Raw genomic sequence first — 14,092 nt, 5'->3', positions numbered from 1 at the left:
TATCGCGACCACGACCAACGCGATCCTGCTCGGAGCCGACACGGTGGACGCCTTTGCCGCGAAACCATGTTCCGATGCGCCGGCGTTCCGCCGTCCGGATGTCGACCCGCTCATCCTGTCCCCCATGGCGTTCGAGGTTCGCCCGATACGCTCGCAGTCCAATGGCGCCGAGGGCGGTCGGGAGCCGACTGTTGTGGTTACGCCACCCCGTAGGCGCGGGCCAGGGCGAGGCTGTCCTCATAGGTGCGGTAGCGCGTGATGTGTCCGTTCTCGACGGTGAAGTGGAAGGCGAACGGGGAGACGAACAGGTCACCGGTCTTGCGGACCCGTTGACGCATGTTTCCCAGCGCCACCACGTGTGTTCCGTCGACGACGAGCCGGTCCACGGTCAGTTCCTCCGCCGTCAGATGGGTGGGTAGGTCGCGGAAGAACGCGGCGGCCTCGGTGCGGGTGGAACGGCGACCGGTCCACGGCACCTCGTCGGCTCCGTAGACGTACCAGTCGACCTCGTCGGCGAACAATTCGGCGAGGCGGTCGAATTCACCCGCGCGGGAGCGGCGATAGAACTCCTCGACAACGGCGCGTGCATTGCTCATCGGATTACTCCTGTTCTCCGGCCGGCGACAACTCGTCGGAACCGTCAGGCCTCGACGACGGACGGTTCACGTTCGGTCCCGACGGCCGGTGCGGCGGCCGCCGCTCGGGTCAGGGCGTTGGACCACGCGACGATGCCGAGTGCGACCACCCCCAATCCGGCCCCGATCCACGCGACCGACGGGTATCCCAGGCCCGCGCCGATCGCCAGACCGCCGAGCCACGGCCCGGCCGTGATCCCCACATTGAACGACGACACATTGCAGGCCGCGCCCAAGGTCGCGGCCGCGGGGGCCAGCGTGAACACGCGGCTGTTCAGGACGGGGTTGATACCGAAACCGAAGGCGCCCAACAGGAAGGTGAGGAGCACGACCGGCACGATGTGGTGCGCGGTGGCGGCCAGTAGCGCCGAGGTGACGGTGAGGCCGGTGATCCCGACGACCAGGGTGCGTATCGGGTGGGCGTCGGCGACACGGCCGCCGAGAGAGATGCCGAGCACGCTGCCGAGGCCGTAGAGCGCCAATACGATCGGCACCCGGTTCTCGGCCAGTCCGGTCGTTTCGGTCAGCAGCGCGCCCAGGTAGCCGAAGTTCACCAGCAGTGCGGCGGTGGCCACCATGGTGGTGCCGAAGAGCAGGGCGACCGGGCCGGTGGCCAGGGAGCGCAGTTCGTGGCGTATCCGCGGGCGCTCGGCGGGGCGGATATCGGGGACCTTCGCGATGATGCCGAGCGCGGAGACCGCCGTCGTTATGGCGACCGCCCAGAAGGCGGCGCGCCAACCCAGGTGCTGGCCGATGAACGTGCCCGCCGGTAGGCCGATGATGGTGGCGACGGTGAGCCCGCCGGCCACCACGCTCATCGCCCGGGCGCGCGCGGTGACCGGCACCAGGGCGACCGCGGTCACGGAGGCCGCCGACCAGGACCCGGCGTAGACGAAGGCCGCGACGACCCGGGATGCGAACAGCACCCAATAGTCGGAGGTCAGCGCGCCCGCGACGTGCGCGGCGAGGAAGACCGCGATGAAGGCGAGCATGGCGTTGCGTCGCGACCAGCGCAGGGTCGCCACGGCCAGAATCGGCGCGCCGACCAGCATGCCCAGGGCGAAGGCCGAGATGAGCAGCCCCGCACGGGGGATGGAAATACCCAGATCACCCGCCATTTCGGTGAGCAGTCCCGCGAGCATCAGCTCCGAGGTGCCCTGGGCGAAGATCGATAGGCCCAGGATGTAGACGGCCAACGGCATCGAAGCTTCCCTTCACATTTTGTATCGTTCAGTTCAAAACAAAGTCGGACCAAGACGCGCGCCCACGACCCGGATGCCGAAGCCGAAAGGACTACGCCACGGACGCGAACGACGAGATCACAATGAGCTCAACGCGACCTCCGCGATCGCCTGCAATGTCTGCCGGTCCGCCCCACCGCGAGCGACCACTCGCAGCCCACTGATGGTGGAGATCACGAAGTTGGCGAGATCGACGGCGCTCTTGGACCGGTCGATCTCACCGGCCGCCTGCCCGACCTCGAACACACTCGCGAGCGCCGCCAATCGCCGCTGCCGATCCTCGGCCAGCAATCGGGACACCTCGGAATCGCGTTGCCCCATTTCGACGGTGGCGTTCACGACCAGACAACCCAGCGGTTCGTCGTCCGGCGGCTCGACGGCCGACCACAGCAGCGACCGTATCCGGTCCTTCACGGAGCCGGGGCCGTCCAGGATCGCGAAGGTGCGGGCGTTCTTGTCGTCCATATACCGGCGCAACGCCCGCTCGTACAGGTCGCGCTTGCTTTCGAAGGTGTTGTAGATGCTGCTGCGACCCAATCCGGTCGCGACGCAGAGGTCCTGCGTCGACGTCCCCTCGTAGCCGGCGTCCCAGAACGCGCGCATCGCCGCGTCCACCGCCCGCTGTTCGTCGAATTTCCTGGGTCGAGCCACGCGCTCACCCTAACATGTTTTGAACATATCGGTCCAAAACAGTGTCGCGGCATCCCACGATCAGCTCTCGATGGGCAGGACCGCCCCGCGACAAGCGCGATCCGCGCCCTGGCGCTCCCCTTCGGGAAGCCGCTCCGACCGAATCCGGTGACGACCGAATCCGGGTTTCGCCGCTGCGGTTCGGTGGCGACGGATCAATGGGCCCTTCGGCGGGGGTAAGACGCAGACTGCGTTCGAGCTGCACCGGCGTCTTCCCGGCAGTGTCGTATGCGATCCGGAAGAGGTGGGTTTCGGGCTGCGCCGAATGATGGTCACTGTCCGTCACGCCCGTCGGTGAGCGGGCGGACGATCCCGCCGATCCGGATCCGCCGGCGCGGCAGGTCGATATCGTCGAGAACGCGGCCGGGACTACTCGTCGCCACGCGGCGGCGCCGGGAAAATCCGCAACGCGGGTAATACGTTTCCGTCCGCATCTCCACGGCCACCGATACCGAGCACCGAGACGCCGGCATTGTCGAAGGTGCGGAAAACCAGACCCGTGGGCGCCTGGACTTCTCGAAGCACCCCGTTGGCCTGCATCGCCACCGCCGCGCGTTCGGCGGCATCTCCTTCGGGTGCCCCTGCCTCACACGCCAACAGACGCACCGGGGACTCCGGTGTCTTTGCGGCGGCCTCCAACTCGTCTTTCTTCGTCGCGACCAATTTCCCGAACTCTTCCCCGTCCAGGTGCACGTCTCGGGTGGGATACACGAGCTGCTCCGGTATGTGATACCCCGGAATCGAACGAGCGGGTTCGAAGGTGGGTGGCCCCTGCACCCTCACCTTGACGGCGAAAACGTCCGAACTGGCGTGCGAGCTCACCATGATGCTGCGCTCGGTCGCCGGATCGTCCGCACCGGGAAGAGGTTGAGGCGTGGGATCGGGCACCCAGTCCTCTTCTCTCGTACGCACTGTCGTGGCGGGCCAGAAATAGGTGAATTCTCGGTCGATCTTTTCGTCGGACCGCTGAACCCACTGGGCACGAGTGGCCCGGTCCGACGGTTTTGTCGGAAAACTGATGCCGCGCCGGCCCACACGATCTTCCAGCACGTCGTAGATCACCTGGTCCGGTGAGAACACCGCGAGTTTGCCGTCTTCGTCCTTCCCACGAATCTCGTTGATCACCTGAGCTTTTCCGTCCTGCTCGGCCGCCCGGGCGGTTCTCGACACATCACCGAAGCGGTCGGCCATCTCCGTTAGTGGACGCGCGGAAACGGACGCTGCCCGATCCATATCCACGGCAAGCGTCTTCGTCAGATTCTGCAGGACTCCACGCACAGACACGGTCATGAACACCACCGGAGTTGAGGGACCACCCATACGAGCCACGAACGCAGTGATGAGTATCGACCATCCGAGGGCCACTCCTCCGGGCCCCCTCCCCTACAGCGGGATGGACAGGCAGAGCGCCTACCTGGGCATTTGACCGATTCGGGTCAGGAATCCACCCCGCGACAGACTTCGGCGAATTCACGGGCGGCGCGGTCGGAATCCAACCCCAGCACGGCCGAACGCACCCGCTCGCGGGTGGACTCGGTCTGCTCACGCATGTTCTGTTCGAATTTGAGTTCGATATCGGCGGGGGTGAGCGGACGCCGGCCGTGGCCGCGGTTGACCGCCTCCCGATGGGAGAGCACGCGGCCGTCGCGCAGGGTTATCTCGATGGCGGCCGAATACGCTTCGGGGAACAGGCTTTCCGGGTCGTCGGCGACGGTGACGAGGTCGGCGACGGCATGGATGGCGGGGTCGCGTAGGGATTCGTCGGTGAATTCGGCCAGGGTGAGTTCACCTCGGACGATACCGGCGCCGACGACGTACGGCAGGCTGAATTTGGCGTCGTAGACATTGCTCGGCCGCCGTTTGCGTTCCATCGGTTCGCAGATGGCGGCGGCTTCGGTGGGATGGATGAGGCAGTGGATGCCCGCGATGTCGTCGGCCCGGATGCCGTGTGTGTTGCGCAGGTGTAGGACCGCGTCGGCGAAGGAGTGGGTGAAATGGCAGCTCGGGTAGGGTTTCACGCCGGTCGACAGGATTTCCCAGCGGGCCCCCAGCTCCCCGATCAGCGCCTGCTCGTCCCATTCCGCGCCGGGTAGGTGAGTGGCGTAGAGCCCGTAGCGTCCTTCGTAGACCCGGCGGGGTCCGGGCCAGCCGACCGCGGCGAAGGAGGCGGCGGTCAGCGCGGAGCCCGCGGCCCAGCCGGGGTGGAGGCGTTTGGTCCAGGCGCCGTCGTCGAGGAATTCGAGGATTCCCGAGGCCATGGAGCCCACGATCTGTTGCGCTCCCGCGATGACGTCCGCGCCGCCGCCGGCGAGCCGGGCGGCGGCGACGGCGGCTCCGAAGGCGCCGGCCAGTCCGGTGGGGTGGAAACCCGCGTCGTGGAATCCGCCGTGCGCGGCGTGCCCGACGCGGGCGCTGATCTCGATGGCCAGCAGATAGGCGATCAGCAGGTCCCGACACGACCGGTCGGCCTTGACGGCCGCCACGAGTGCGGCGGGTAGCGCGGAGGCCGAGACGTGCACGATCGAGCCGATATGGGTGTCGTCGAAGTCGTGGCCGTGGATGAGGATGCCGTCGAGGAGGGCGGCGTCCGGGGCGGAGAGCCGGTCGGGCAGGCCGAGCACGGGGTAGTCGCCGCCGCGGTCGCGTAGCGCCTGCCGGGCCCGTTCGGCGAAGGGTTCGTCCGCGGCGCGGAAGGCGACCCCGACCGAGTCGAGGGCCAGGTATTTCGCCTGTTCGAGCACCGGGGCGGGGATGTCTTCGTAACGCAACGCGGCGGCGAACTCACCGATGCGCTCGGCGAGGGTGGGGTGGGACATACCGACGTCCTCCGGGTGGCGGCAAACAGTGAACGCGCTCAGTGTGCCAATCTCGACGACACTTGGCAATAAAAGTCAGACTTTTAATCCCCCACCCGAGCGGCCACCTCGGCCGAATACGCCTCGCCCGCCTCGGGGTCCATCTGCTCGTACAGCGGACGCAGGCTGTGCAGATGGGCCCGGGTCAATTGCTCGGCGGCATCGGCGTCACCGTCGAACACGGCCCGGCAGATCTCCTCGTGGTCGGCGTCGATGCGCTCCCATTCCGCGGCCGGCACCCGCTCCCGATGCAGGCGTCGGTGCAGCACCTCGTTGATGGGACGGGACATCATCTGCAACAACGGGTTTCCGGTGGCGGCGACCAGGGTGGCGTGGAAGTCCCAGTGCACCTCGAAACCCTCGGCGACCGGCATGGCGGCGGTGCTGCCGATGGTGGCGCGCAGGGCCTCGAGGGCCTGCGCGTCGGCGCGTTCGGCGGCGATCCGCGCGGCCGCCGGCTCCAGCACCAACCGCGCCTGTAGCAGATTCGCCACGGTCATGTTCTTGGTGTTCACCAGCAGACCGAGGGTGCCGCCGAGGTTTTCGGCCACGACGGCGGCGTCCGGGCTGGAGACGAAGGTGCCGCCGGTGACCCCGCGCGCGGTGTGCACCAGATGCTGACTGGCCAGCAGGCGCAGCGCCTCCCGAACGGTGCTGCGGCTGACCCCGAACAACCGGGACAGTTCGGCCTCGCTCGGCAGCCGGGCCCCCGGCTCCAGCGTTCCGCCGAGGATCTGCCCGCGCAGTTGATCCGCCACCTGCCGATAGGCGGCCTGCACTCGCCGAACCCGCAGACCGGCCTGCGCGGTGGATGTGTCGTTCATTCGTCACAGCCTAGGCCACATCCCCCGGAAAACACCTGGACGAAAAATGTCAGACGTATTGCACATCACGTTTTCGGGATGCATACTTCCAGCAACCGCGTACCGGTCGGCCGGATTCTGGAGGGGACGCGGGCATCACACGAGCAATCAGTTACAGGAGGTGCCGCGTGGCAGTCCACGACGGTTGGCAAGGGCGCTACTACGACGATTTCGTCGTCGGCGACGTCTACCGCCACCCGCTCGGCCGCACCATCAGCGAGGCCGACAACACCTGGTTCACATTGCTGACCATGAACACCCACCCCGCCCACTTCGACGCCAACTACGCGTTGAAGACGCCGTTCGGGAAGGTGCTCGTCAACTCGGGACTGACCATCGCGATGCTGATCGGCCAGAGCGTCACCGACGTCAGCCAGAAGGCGATCGCGAACCTGGCGCTCACCAATGTGAAACTCACCCACCCCGTGTTCGTCGGCGACACGCTGTACGCGGAGTCGATCTGCACCGGTAAACGCGAATCGGCGTCCCGCCCGTACGCGGGCCTGGTGGAGGTGCATTCCCGGGCCCTGAACGCCGACGGCGACGAATGCCTGTCGTTCGACCGTACGGTGCTGCTCTACAAGCGCTCCCACGCCCAACAGATCGACGCGTTCCCCGTCGCGAAGAACGGGCCGCTCACGCTGCCCGAGGAGAAAGCATGACCACGCCCCTACCGCTACAGGACGTGCGCGTCCTGGCCGTCGAACAGTACGGCGCCGGACCGTTCGGCTCGGTGCACCTGGCCGATCTGGGCGCCGACATCATCAAGATCGAGGACCCGCGCTTCGGCGGCGACGTCGGCCGACACACGCCCCCGTACGCCGAGGACAACGACTCGTTGTTCTTCGAGGCCTTCAACCGCAACAAACGGTCCCTGATGCTGGATCTGTCCAGCGCCAAGGGCCGGGAGGTGTTCGAGCGGCTGGTCCGGGAAAGCGACGCCGTCTACTCCAATCTGCGCGGGGACGTCCCGGCCAAGATGCGGCTGCGCTACGACGACCTCAAGCACCTCAATCCCGCGATCGTGTGCTGTTCGCTGTCCGGGTACGGCATGACCGGACCGCGTTCGCGCCAACCCGGCTACGACTACATGTTGCAGGGGCTGGCCGGCTGGATGTCGGTGACCGGGGAACCGGACGGCCCGCCGGCGAAATCCGGTCTGTCCATGGTGGATTACTCCGGTGGTCTGGTGGCGGCCATGTCGCTGCTGGCCGGTATCCATGCCGCCCGCCGCGACGGTGTGGGCATGGATTGCGATGTGAGCCTCTACGACACCGCGATCGGCATGCTCACCTACCTGGCCACCTGGCATCTCAACCGCGGTTTCGAACCGCGCCGCACCCGTCATTCCGCCCATCCGAGCCTGGTGCCGTTCCAGAACTTCCGCACCGCCGATTCCTGGATCGTCATCGGCTGCGCCAAACAGAAGTTCTGGGAGCGGCTGGTGGAGGTGTTGGGCAGTCCGGACTGGGCCACCGAGCCCCGGTTCGCCACCCCGGCCGACCGCTACGAGCACGCCGAGGACTGTGTGCGGCTGCTCGAACGGGAACTGGCCACACGCACCACGGCCGACTGGTTGAAACACCTGGAGGCCGCGGGTATCCCCTGCGCCCCGATCAACACCATTCCACAGGCGCTGGCCGATGAGCACACCCATGCCCGCGGCATGGTCGCCACCACCGAACATCCCCGGTTCGGGTCGGTGCGCCAGGTGGTGTCGGCGGTGCGGGTGGGCCCGCCCCGGCAGCACCATCATCGCGCCCCGCTGTTGGGCGAGCACACCGCCGAGGTGCTCGGCGATCTGCTCGGTATCGACCACACCGAATTCGAGGAACTGGCCGCGGCCGGGGCCTTCGGCGCCGAAGGGAGCGCATTGTGGACTTCACGCTGAACCCCGAACAGCAGCAGTTCCAGCGGATGCTGCGCGATTTCGTCGACACCCGGATCGTGCCGGTGGCCCGGGAATGGGAGCAGGCCGGCCGCTATCCCACCGAGATCGTCGAGCAGATGAAGGAACTGGGTCTGTTCGGGTTGATGGTGCCGGAGGAATACGGCGGGGTCGCCGCGGATTTCGTCTCCTTCACCCTCACCTTCGAGGAGATCGCCCGCGGCTGGATGGGAGTGGCCGGCATTCTGGGCAGCCATTCGCTGTCGTGTTGGATGCTGGCCCATCACGGCACCGACGAGCAGAAGCAGCGGTATCTGCCCGATCTGGCGACGGGAAAGCGTCGCACCGGTATCGCGCTCACCGAACCGGACGCCGGCACCGACCTGCAGGGTATCCGCACCACCGCCACCCGCGACGGCGACCACTACATCGTCAACGGCAGCAAGATGTGGATCACCAACGCCCGTTACGCCGATCCGCTGCCGGTGTTGGTCAAGACCGACCGCGAGGCCGTGCCCGCGCACAAGGGTATGAGTGTGCTGCTGGTGGAGGCCGACAGCCCGGGTTTCACCGTCACCAAGGACATCCCCAAACTCGGCTACAAGGGCACCGAGTCGTGCGAGATCGTGTTCGACGATGTCCGCGTCCCGGCGGCGAACCTGTTGGGCGGTCGTGAGGGTCGCGGTATGCAGCAGGTGTTGTCGGCGCTCGAGGTGGGTCGGCTCAATATCGCCGGCCGCAGTCTGGGCATCGCCCAACGCGCCTACGACGAGGCCCTCGGGTATTCGCGGCAGCGGCGGGCGTTCGGCAAACCGATCGCCGACTTCCAGGCCATTCAGATCAGGATCGCGGAGATGGCCACCCAATTGCAGGCCGCGCGTCTGCTCACCTATTGGGCGGCCTCGGCGCTGGATCGCGGGGAGCGCTCGGATCTGCAGACCGGGATGGCGAAACTGTTCGCCTCCGAGGTCGCCCTGCAGGCCGCGCAGGATTCCATGCGGGTTCACGGCGGCTACGGCTATTCGGCGGAGTTCGAGATCGAACGGCTGTATCGGGATTCGATCCTGATGACCATCGGCGAGGGCACCAGCGACATCATGCGCACCGTCATCGCCCGTTCCCTCGTCGCCGACAAGGGCAGGGTGGGCTGGTGATCCCCCGCAGCCTGCTGTTCTGTCCCGGCGACCGCCCGGAACGCCTGACCAAGGCGGTGGCGCTCGCCGATGCGGTGATCGCCGACCTGGAGGACGCCGTCTTGCCGGCGTCCAAGGCGTCGGCCCGGGCCGCCGTCGCGGCCTGGCTGCATGCCTATCCGCGGCAGGCCGAACGGGTGTGGGTGCGGATCAACGGCGAACCGGATCTGCGCGACGCCGACCTGGCCGCATTGGCGGGGCTCACGATGGCGGGCATCGTGGTCCCCAAGGCCGAACCCCCCACCCTGGCGGCGGTGGCCGAACGGACCTCGGTCCCGCTGTTGGCGCTGGTGGAGACCGCGGCCGGGCTCTGGCAGCTACCCGAGATCGCCCGCACCCCCCGGTTGCACACCATCGCGCTCGGCGAATACGACCTGGCCGCCGATCTCGGCGTCGAACGGCCCGATATCGATGCCGCGCCCCTGGCGTGGGCGCGGGCGCAGGTCGTCGCCATCTGCGCTGCGACCGGGTTGGCCGCGCCACCGGCCGCGGTCACCGCTCGCCTCGACGATCCCGCGGGTTTCGCGGAGCAGACGCGAGCACTGCAACGTCACGGCTTCTTCGGCCGGATGTGCATTCACCCCGAGCAGGTTCGACTCACCCATGAGGCCATCCGTCTCACACCGGATGAGGTGGCCGCGGCCGAGGCGGTGCTCGACGCCGCGGCGGCCGCCGAACGCGACGGCAGCGGCGTCGTCGTGGTCGACGGGCGGTTGGTCGACCACGCGGTCGTGCGGCGCGCCCGACGGGTGCGCGATGCGGCCGCACTGGAATCGTCGAAAACGGCGTTGCGAGAAGGAGCAATCCCATGAAACGCATCGGAGTCGACGTCGGCGGAACGTTCACCGACGTCATGTACTGGGACGAGAACGGCGATATCGCCGTCCACAAGCTCCCCTCCACCCCGCACGACCCGTCGGTGGCGACCGTCGACGGGGTCCGGCAGTTGGCCGAGAAGGCGGGAATCTCGGTATCCGAACTCGATCAGTTCCTGCACGGCACCACCGTCGCCACGAATATCGTCCTCGAGCACAACGGCTCCGACGTCGGGCTGATCACCACCGAGGGATTCCGCGACATCCTGCACATCGCGCGTAAGAAGCGGCCGCTCAACTACTCCTCCTACCAGGATCTGCCGTGGCAGAAATGGCAGTTGGTGCGCCGCCGCAATCGGCGCACCGTGCCCGAGCGGATCAGCGCGTCCGGGGAGATCCTGGTGCCGCTGGACGAGGACGCGGTGCGCGAGCAGGTTCGGCTGTTGGCCGAGCGCGGGGTGCAGGCCATCGCGGTGTGTTTCCTGCACGCCTACCGCAACCCGGTGCACGAGCAGGCCGTCAAACGGATTATCGAGCAGGAGTATCCGGGCGTTTTCATCTCGCTGTCGAGTGAGGTCGCGCCGCAGTATCGCGAATACGAGCGGTTCTCCACCACGGCGCTGAATGCGTTCGTGGGCCCGAAGGTGGCCGGTTATGTCACCAAACTGGCCGATCGCGCCGAGGCGGCCGGGTTCGAGGGCAATGTGCAGCTCATGACCTCGGCCGGTGGTTTGATCACCTCCCGGCGCGCGGTCGAGAACCCGGTGTTGTTGTTGACCAGCGGTGTGGTGGCCGGGCTGCTCGGTGGCTGCGCCATCGGTAAGGCGTCGGGCTATCCGAGTGTCATCACTCTCGATGTGGGTGGCACCTCCGCCGATATCGGGGTCGCCGCCGACGGCCGGTTGCGGATGAAGCATCTGCTGGACACCCGGATCGGCGACTATCACGCCATGGTCCCGATGGCCGAGGTGGACACCATCGGCGCGGGTGGCGGTTCGATCGCGTTCATCGACGAGGGCGGTATGTTCCGGGTGGGTCCGCGCAGCGCGGGCGCGGTGCCGGGACCGGCCTGCTATCAGCGCGGCGGCACGGAACCCACCAGCACCGACGCCATGGTCGCCCTGGGTTGGTTGCGCGCCGACAGTTTCCTGTCGGGCAATATGAGCGTCGATCCGACGCTGGCGGTGCGGGCCATCGAGGAACACATCGCCGGCAAGCTGGGCACCGGTGTGGAGCACGCCGCGATCGGCATCTTCCGCATTCTCGCGCAGGCCATGACCGAGGCGATCAGCCTGCACTCGGTGCGCAAGGGCTATGACCCGCGCGATTTCTCGCTGGTCGCCGAGGGCGGCGCGGGCCCGCTGTATGCCTGGCATATCGCCCGGGAACTGGACATTCCGCGGGTGATCGTGCCGCACCATCCGGGTATCGCCTCGGCGATGGGTCTGTTGGCCACCGATGTGCGGGTGGAGACCCCGGCCACGGTGTGGACCTCGTCCGACGATCCGGATGTGGCGCGGATCGCCGCCGAGTTCGACCGGTTGACCGCGTTGGCCGTGGAACAGCTCGCCGACGACGGTCTGTCGCCCGACGAGATCGTCATCGAACGCAGTATGGACTGCCGGTATATCGGCCAGGGTTACGAGTTGCGGGTGCCCGCCCCCGACGGCGCGATCGACGCCGATTGGGTGGCGCGGGCGGCGCAGGCGTTCCACGAGGTGCACGAACGCACGTATATGCAGCGCTTCGACGACAAACCGGTGCATTTCGTCAATGTGCGGGTCACGGCCGTGGGTCGGGTAGGCGAGGTGCCGTTGGCGGAGATCGAACAGGGCGACGCCGATGCCTCCGCCGCGGTGAAAACCACCACCCGCGCGGTGTTCTGGGACGAATCGGGTGACCCGGTCCCGTTCACCACCACGGTCTACGACCGGTCGAAACTGCGCGGCGGCAATGTCTTGGAAGGTCCCGCCATTGTCGAGCAGTTCGATTCCACCACCATCGTCGGTCCCGGTCAGCGGGCCACGGTCGACCGCGTCGGCCACATCATCATCGAAACCAGCACATCGGCCCAAGGAGGTCAGCGGTGACGCAGCTCGATCCCGCCGGAGTTTCGCTCGCGGGCACGCGGCCCGATACGTTCACGGTGGTCGACGTCGACCCGATCACCTTGCGCGTGATCGGCGGCGCGCTGAACTCGATCGCCAAGGAGATGGCGCAGATCCTCTATCGGATGGCGTATTCGAGCCTCATCCGTGAATCCGAGGACCTGGGTGCCGGCATTTTCGACACCAACGGCCGCGAATTGTGCGAATCGGATTCCACCCCGATGCACTGCGGTTCGATTCCCGCCTATATCCGCGGTATCGACCGCAAACTGGCCGGCACCTACAAGCCCGGTGACGTGATCCTGCACAACCACCCGTATCACGGTGCGGCCCACTCCCCCGATTACGGCATCGTCATCCCGATCTTCTTCGAGGGTCGGCATGTGGGGTTCGCCGGCTGCACCGGGCACGTCTCCGATATCGGCGGCAATTTCCCGGGCCTGTGCATGGATGTCGTCGACGTGTGGGCCGAGGGCAAGTTGATGGATGCCGTCAAGATCTACGACGGCGGGGTCCGCAACGACGCCCTGATCCAGCACATCCTCGACAATGTGCGCACCCCGGAGCAGAACGCCGGCGATCTGGAGGCCCTGATCGCGTGCGCTCGGCTGGGTGAGCGTCGCTTCACGGGTTTGTTGGAGAAGTACGGCCTGGATGTGGTGATGTCGGCGGCCGATCGGTGGATGGACTACTCCGAGGACATGCTGCGCCGCCGGATTCGGCAGATCCCGGAGGGCGAATACAGCGCACCGCTGTCCTACCTCGACGACGACGGCAAGAACCGCGATATCCCGGTGGCCGTCGCGGTGAAGGTGAAGGTCGCCGACGGCGATATCGTGGTGGATCTGACCGGTTCCCACGATCAGGTGCCCACCGCGTTCAACGTTCCGTTCGAGGGTTCGGTGCTGCCGACCGTCGCCTCGGCGGTGCGCACCCTGTTGTTGGACGAGGCCCTCACCGAGGAGTTCGTGCCGCAGAACGACGGCTGTTTCCGCCCGGCCAAGGCCTACGCGCCGGAGGGGTCGCTGTTCAACCCCGATTTCCCGGCCTCGTGTTTCGCCCGCTTCTCCCAGATCAACCGGGTTTTCGACTCGATGAATCTGGCGTTGGCGGATGTGCTGCCCGAACGGGCGGTGGCCGGTTCGTCGGCGGCGTTGTGCGCCATCGCCTATTCCGGTCTGGCCGAGGACGGTAAGTCCTACTGGGTCTATATCGAGATCAACGAGGGCTCCTACGGCGGCCGCAACGGCAAGGACGGACTGGACTGCGTCGACGCGTTGATGGCCAACACCCGCAACAATCCCATCGAGGAGGTGGAACTCAATCGGGCGATGATCGCCGAACGCTACGAGTTGCGCGACGAACCACCGGCGCCCGGACAGTTCCGCGGCGGTATCGGCAGTGTGCGCAAATGGCGGATGACCACCGACACCTTCTTCGGTTCGGAGGCCGACAACCGCAACGATCCGCCGAAGGGGTTGGCCGGCGGGCACGACGGATTGTCGGGTTCGTTCGTGCGCAATGTGGGCACCGACCGGGAGGAGCTCCTGTTCTCCAAGGTCACCCAGGAGCGGTGCGCGGCCGGTGACACGCTCGAGATCAAGATGCCCTCCGGCGGCGGATACGGCGACCCGTATCTGCGGGACCCGGCGATGGTGCTCGACGACGTCCTCGACGATTTCGTCACCGTCGACGACGCCCGGCGGCACTACGGGGTGGTGATCGATCCCGAGACCATGCGCGTCGACGAGTCGGCCACCGCCCGACTGCGCTCGGCACGGGCCACGGTGTAGCGAAAGGAGGC

General features: G+C 67.1%; 12 protein-coding genes. 6 read left to right on the top strand and 6 right to left on the bottom strand.

Features of this window, described 5'->3' with window-relative positions; translation table 11 throughout:
- Positions 1–197: 197 nt before the first annotated feature.
- From ON32_RS25175 to ON32_RS25150, 6 genes are all read right to left on the bottom strand, one after another.
- Entirely contained in the window at positions 198–596 is a 399-nt protein-coding gene (locus ON32_RS25175; RefSeq protein ID WP_040793510.1) for a nuclear transport factor 2 family protein, read from the bottom strand.
- Between the two features lie 44 nt (positions 597–640).
- Positions 641–1,837, bottom strand: coding sequence for a Cmx/CmrA family chloramphenicol efflux MFS transporter (locus ON32_RS25170; protein WP_051133668.1), 1,197 nt, complete (start codon positions 1,835–1,837; stop codon positions 641–643).
- A gap of 117 nt (positions 1,838–1,954) precedes the next feature.
- Positions 1,955–2,527, bottom strand: coding sequence for a TetR/AcrR family transcriptional regulator (locus ON32_RS25165; RefSeq protein WP_040793509.1), 573 nt, complete (start codon positions 2,525–2,527; stop codon positions 1,955–1,957).
- 408 nt (positions 2,528–2,935) lie between these two features.
- Positions 2,936–3,856: a hypothetical protein gene (locus ON32_RS25160; protein WP_157224363.1), complete on the bottom strand. Its 921-nt coding sequence runs from the start codon at positions 3,854–3,856 to the stop codon at positions 2,936–2,938.
- 146 nt (positions 3,857–4,002) lie between these two features.
- Positions 4,003–5,382: an MmgE/PrpD family protein gene (locus ON32_RS25155; RefSeq protein ID WP_040793507.1), complete on the bottom strand. Its 1,380-nt coding sequence runs from the start codon at positions 5,380–5,382 to the stop codon at positions 4,003–4,005.
- 83 nt (positions 5,383–5,465) lie between these two features.
- On the bottom strand, positions 5,466–6,245 hold the full coding sequence (locus tag ON32_RS25150; RefSeq protein WP_051133667.1) for a FadR/GntR family transcriptional regulator: 780 nt from the start codon (positions 6,243–6,245) through the stop codon (positions 5,466–5,468).
- Between the two features lie 167 nt (positions 6,246–6,412).
- Here ON32_RS25150 and ON32_RS25145 point away from each other — a divergent pair, with 167 nt between their 5' ends.
- From ON32_RS25145 to ON32_RS25120, 6 genes are read left to right on the top strand one after another with little or no spacing between them, the layout of a single operon-like run.
- Positions 6,413–6,946: a MaoC family dehydratase gene (locus ON32_RS25145; RefSeq protein ID WP_040793506.1), complete on the top strand. Its 534-nt coding sequence runs from the start codon at positions 6,413–6,415 to the stop codon at positions 6,944–6,946.
- The gene (locus ON32_RS25140) at positions 6,943–8,175 is read left to right on the top strand and encodes a CaiB/BaiF CoA transferase family protein (protein ID WP_040793505.1); all 1,233 of its coding nucleotides are present in this window, start codon (positions 6,943–6,945) and stop codon (positions 8,173–8,175) included. Before ON32_RS25145 ends, ON32_RS25140 begins: the two co-directional genes overlap by 4 nt.
- The gene (locus ON32_RS25135) at positions 8,160–9,326 is read left to right on the top strand and encodes an acyl-CoA dehydrogenase family protein (protein ID WP_040793504.1); all 1,167 of its coding nucleotides are present in this window, start codon (positions 8,160–8,162) and stop codon (positions 9,324–9,326) included. Before ON32_RS25140 ends, ON32_RS25135 begins: the two co-directional genes overlap by 16 nt.
- Positions 9,323–10,177 carry an HpcH/HpaI aldolase/citrate lyase family protein gene (locus tag ON32_RS25130; protein ID WP_051133666.1) on the top strand — a complete coding sequence of 285 codons (855 nt, stop codon included), beginning with the start codon at positions 9,323–9,325 and terminating at the stop codon, positions 10,175–10,177. The genes ON32_RS25135 and ON32_RS25130 overlap by 4 nt, the downstream gene beginning before the upstream one ends.
- Positions 10,174–12,270 carry a hydantoinase/oxoprolinase family protein gene (locus tag ON32_RS25125; RefSeq protein ID WP_040793503.1) on the top strand — a complete coding sequence of 699 codons (2,097 nt, stop codon included), beginning with the start codon at positions 10,174–10,176 and terminating at the stop codon, positions 12,268–12,270. The genes ON32_RS25130 and ON32_RS25125 overlap by 4 nt, the downstream gene beginning before the upstream one ends.
- Complete coding sequence (locus tag ON32_RS25120) at positions 12,267–14,081, top strand: hydantoinase B/oxoprolinase family protein (protein WP_051133665.1); 1,815 nt, start codon at positions 12,267–12,269, stop codon at positions 14,079–14,081. Before ON32_RS25125 ends, ON32_RS25120 begins: the two co-directional genes overlap by 4 nt.
- The last annotated feature ends 11 nt before the right edge of the window (positions 14,082–14,092 follow it).

Origin of the sequence: Nocardia paucivorans NBRC 100373 (assembly GCF_000308675.1) — a bacterium.
GTDB lineage: Bacteria > Actinomycetota > Actinomycetes > Mycobacteriales > Mycobacteriaceae > Nocardia > Nocardia paucivorans.
This window is presented reverse-complemented; position numbering and strand designations above follow the sequence as displayed.

Bases quoted from the DNA above. Each gene is read 5' to 3' on its own strand.
- ON32_RS25125 (WP_040793503.1), top strand. From the start codon at position 10,174: ATGAAACGCATCGGAGTCGACGTCGGCGGAACGTTCACCGACGTCATG.
- ON32_RS25175 (WP_040793510.1), bottom strand. From the start codon at position 596: ATGAGCAATGCACGCGCCGTTGTCGAGGAGTTCTATCGCCGCTCCCGC.
- ON32_RS25155 (WP_040793507.1), bottom strand. From the start codon at position 5,382: ATGTCCCACCCCACCCTCGCCGAGCGCATCGGTGAGTTCGCCGCCGCG.
- ON32_RS25170 (WP_051133668.1), bottom strand. From the start codon at position 1,837: ATGCCGTTGGCCGTCTACATCCTGGGCCTATCGATCTTCGCCCAGGGC.
- ON32_RS25140 (WP_040793505.1), top strand. From the start codon at position 6,943: ATGACCACGCCCCTACCGCTACAGGACGTGCGCGTCCTGGCCGTCGAA.
- ON32_RS25150 (WP_051133667.1), bottom strand. From the start codon at position 6,245: ATGAACGACACATCCACCGCGCAGGCCGGTCTGCGGGTTCGGCGAGTG.
- ON32_RS25160 (WP_157224363.1), bottom strand. From the start codon at position 3,856: ATGACCGTGTCTGTGCGTGGAGTCCTGCAGAATCTGACGAAGACGCTT.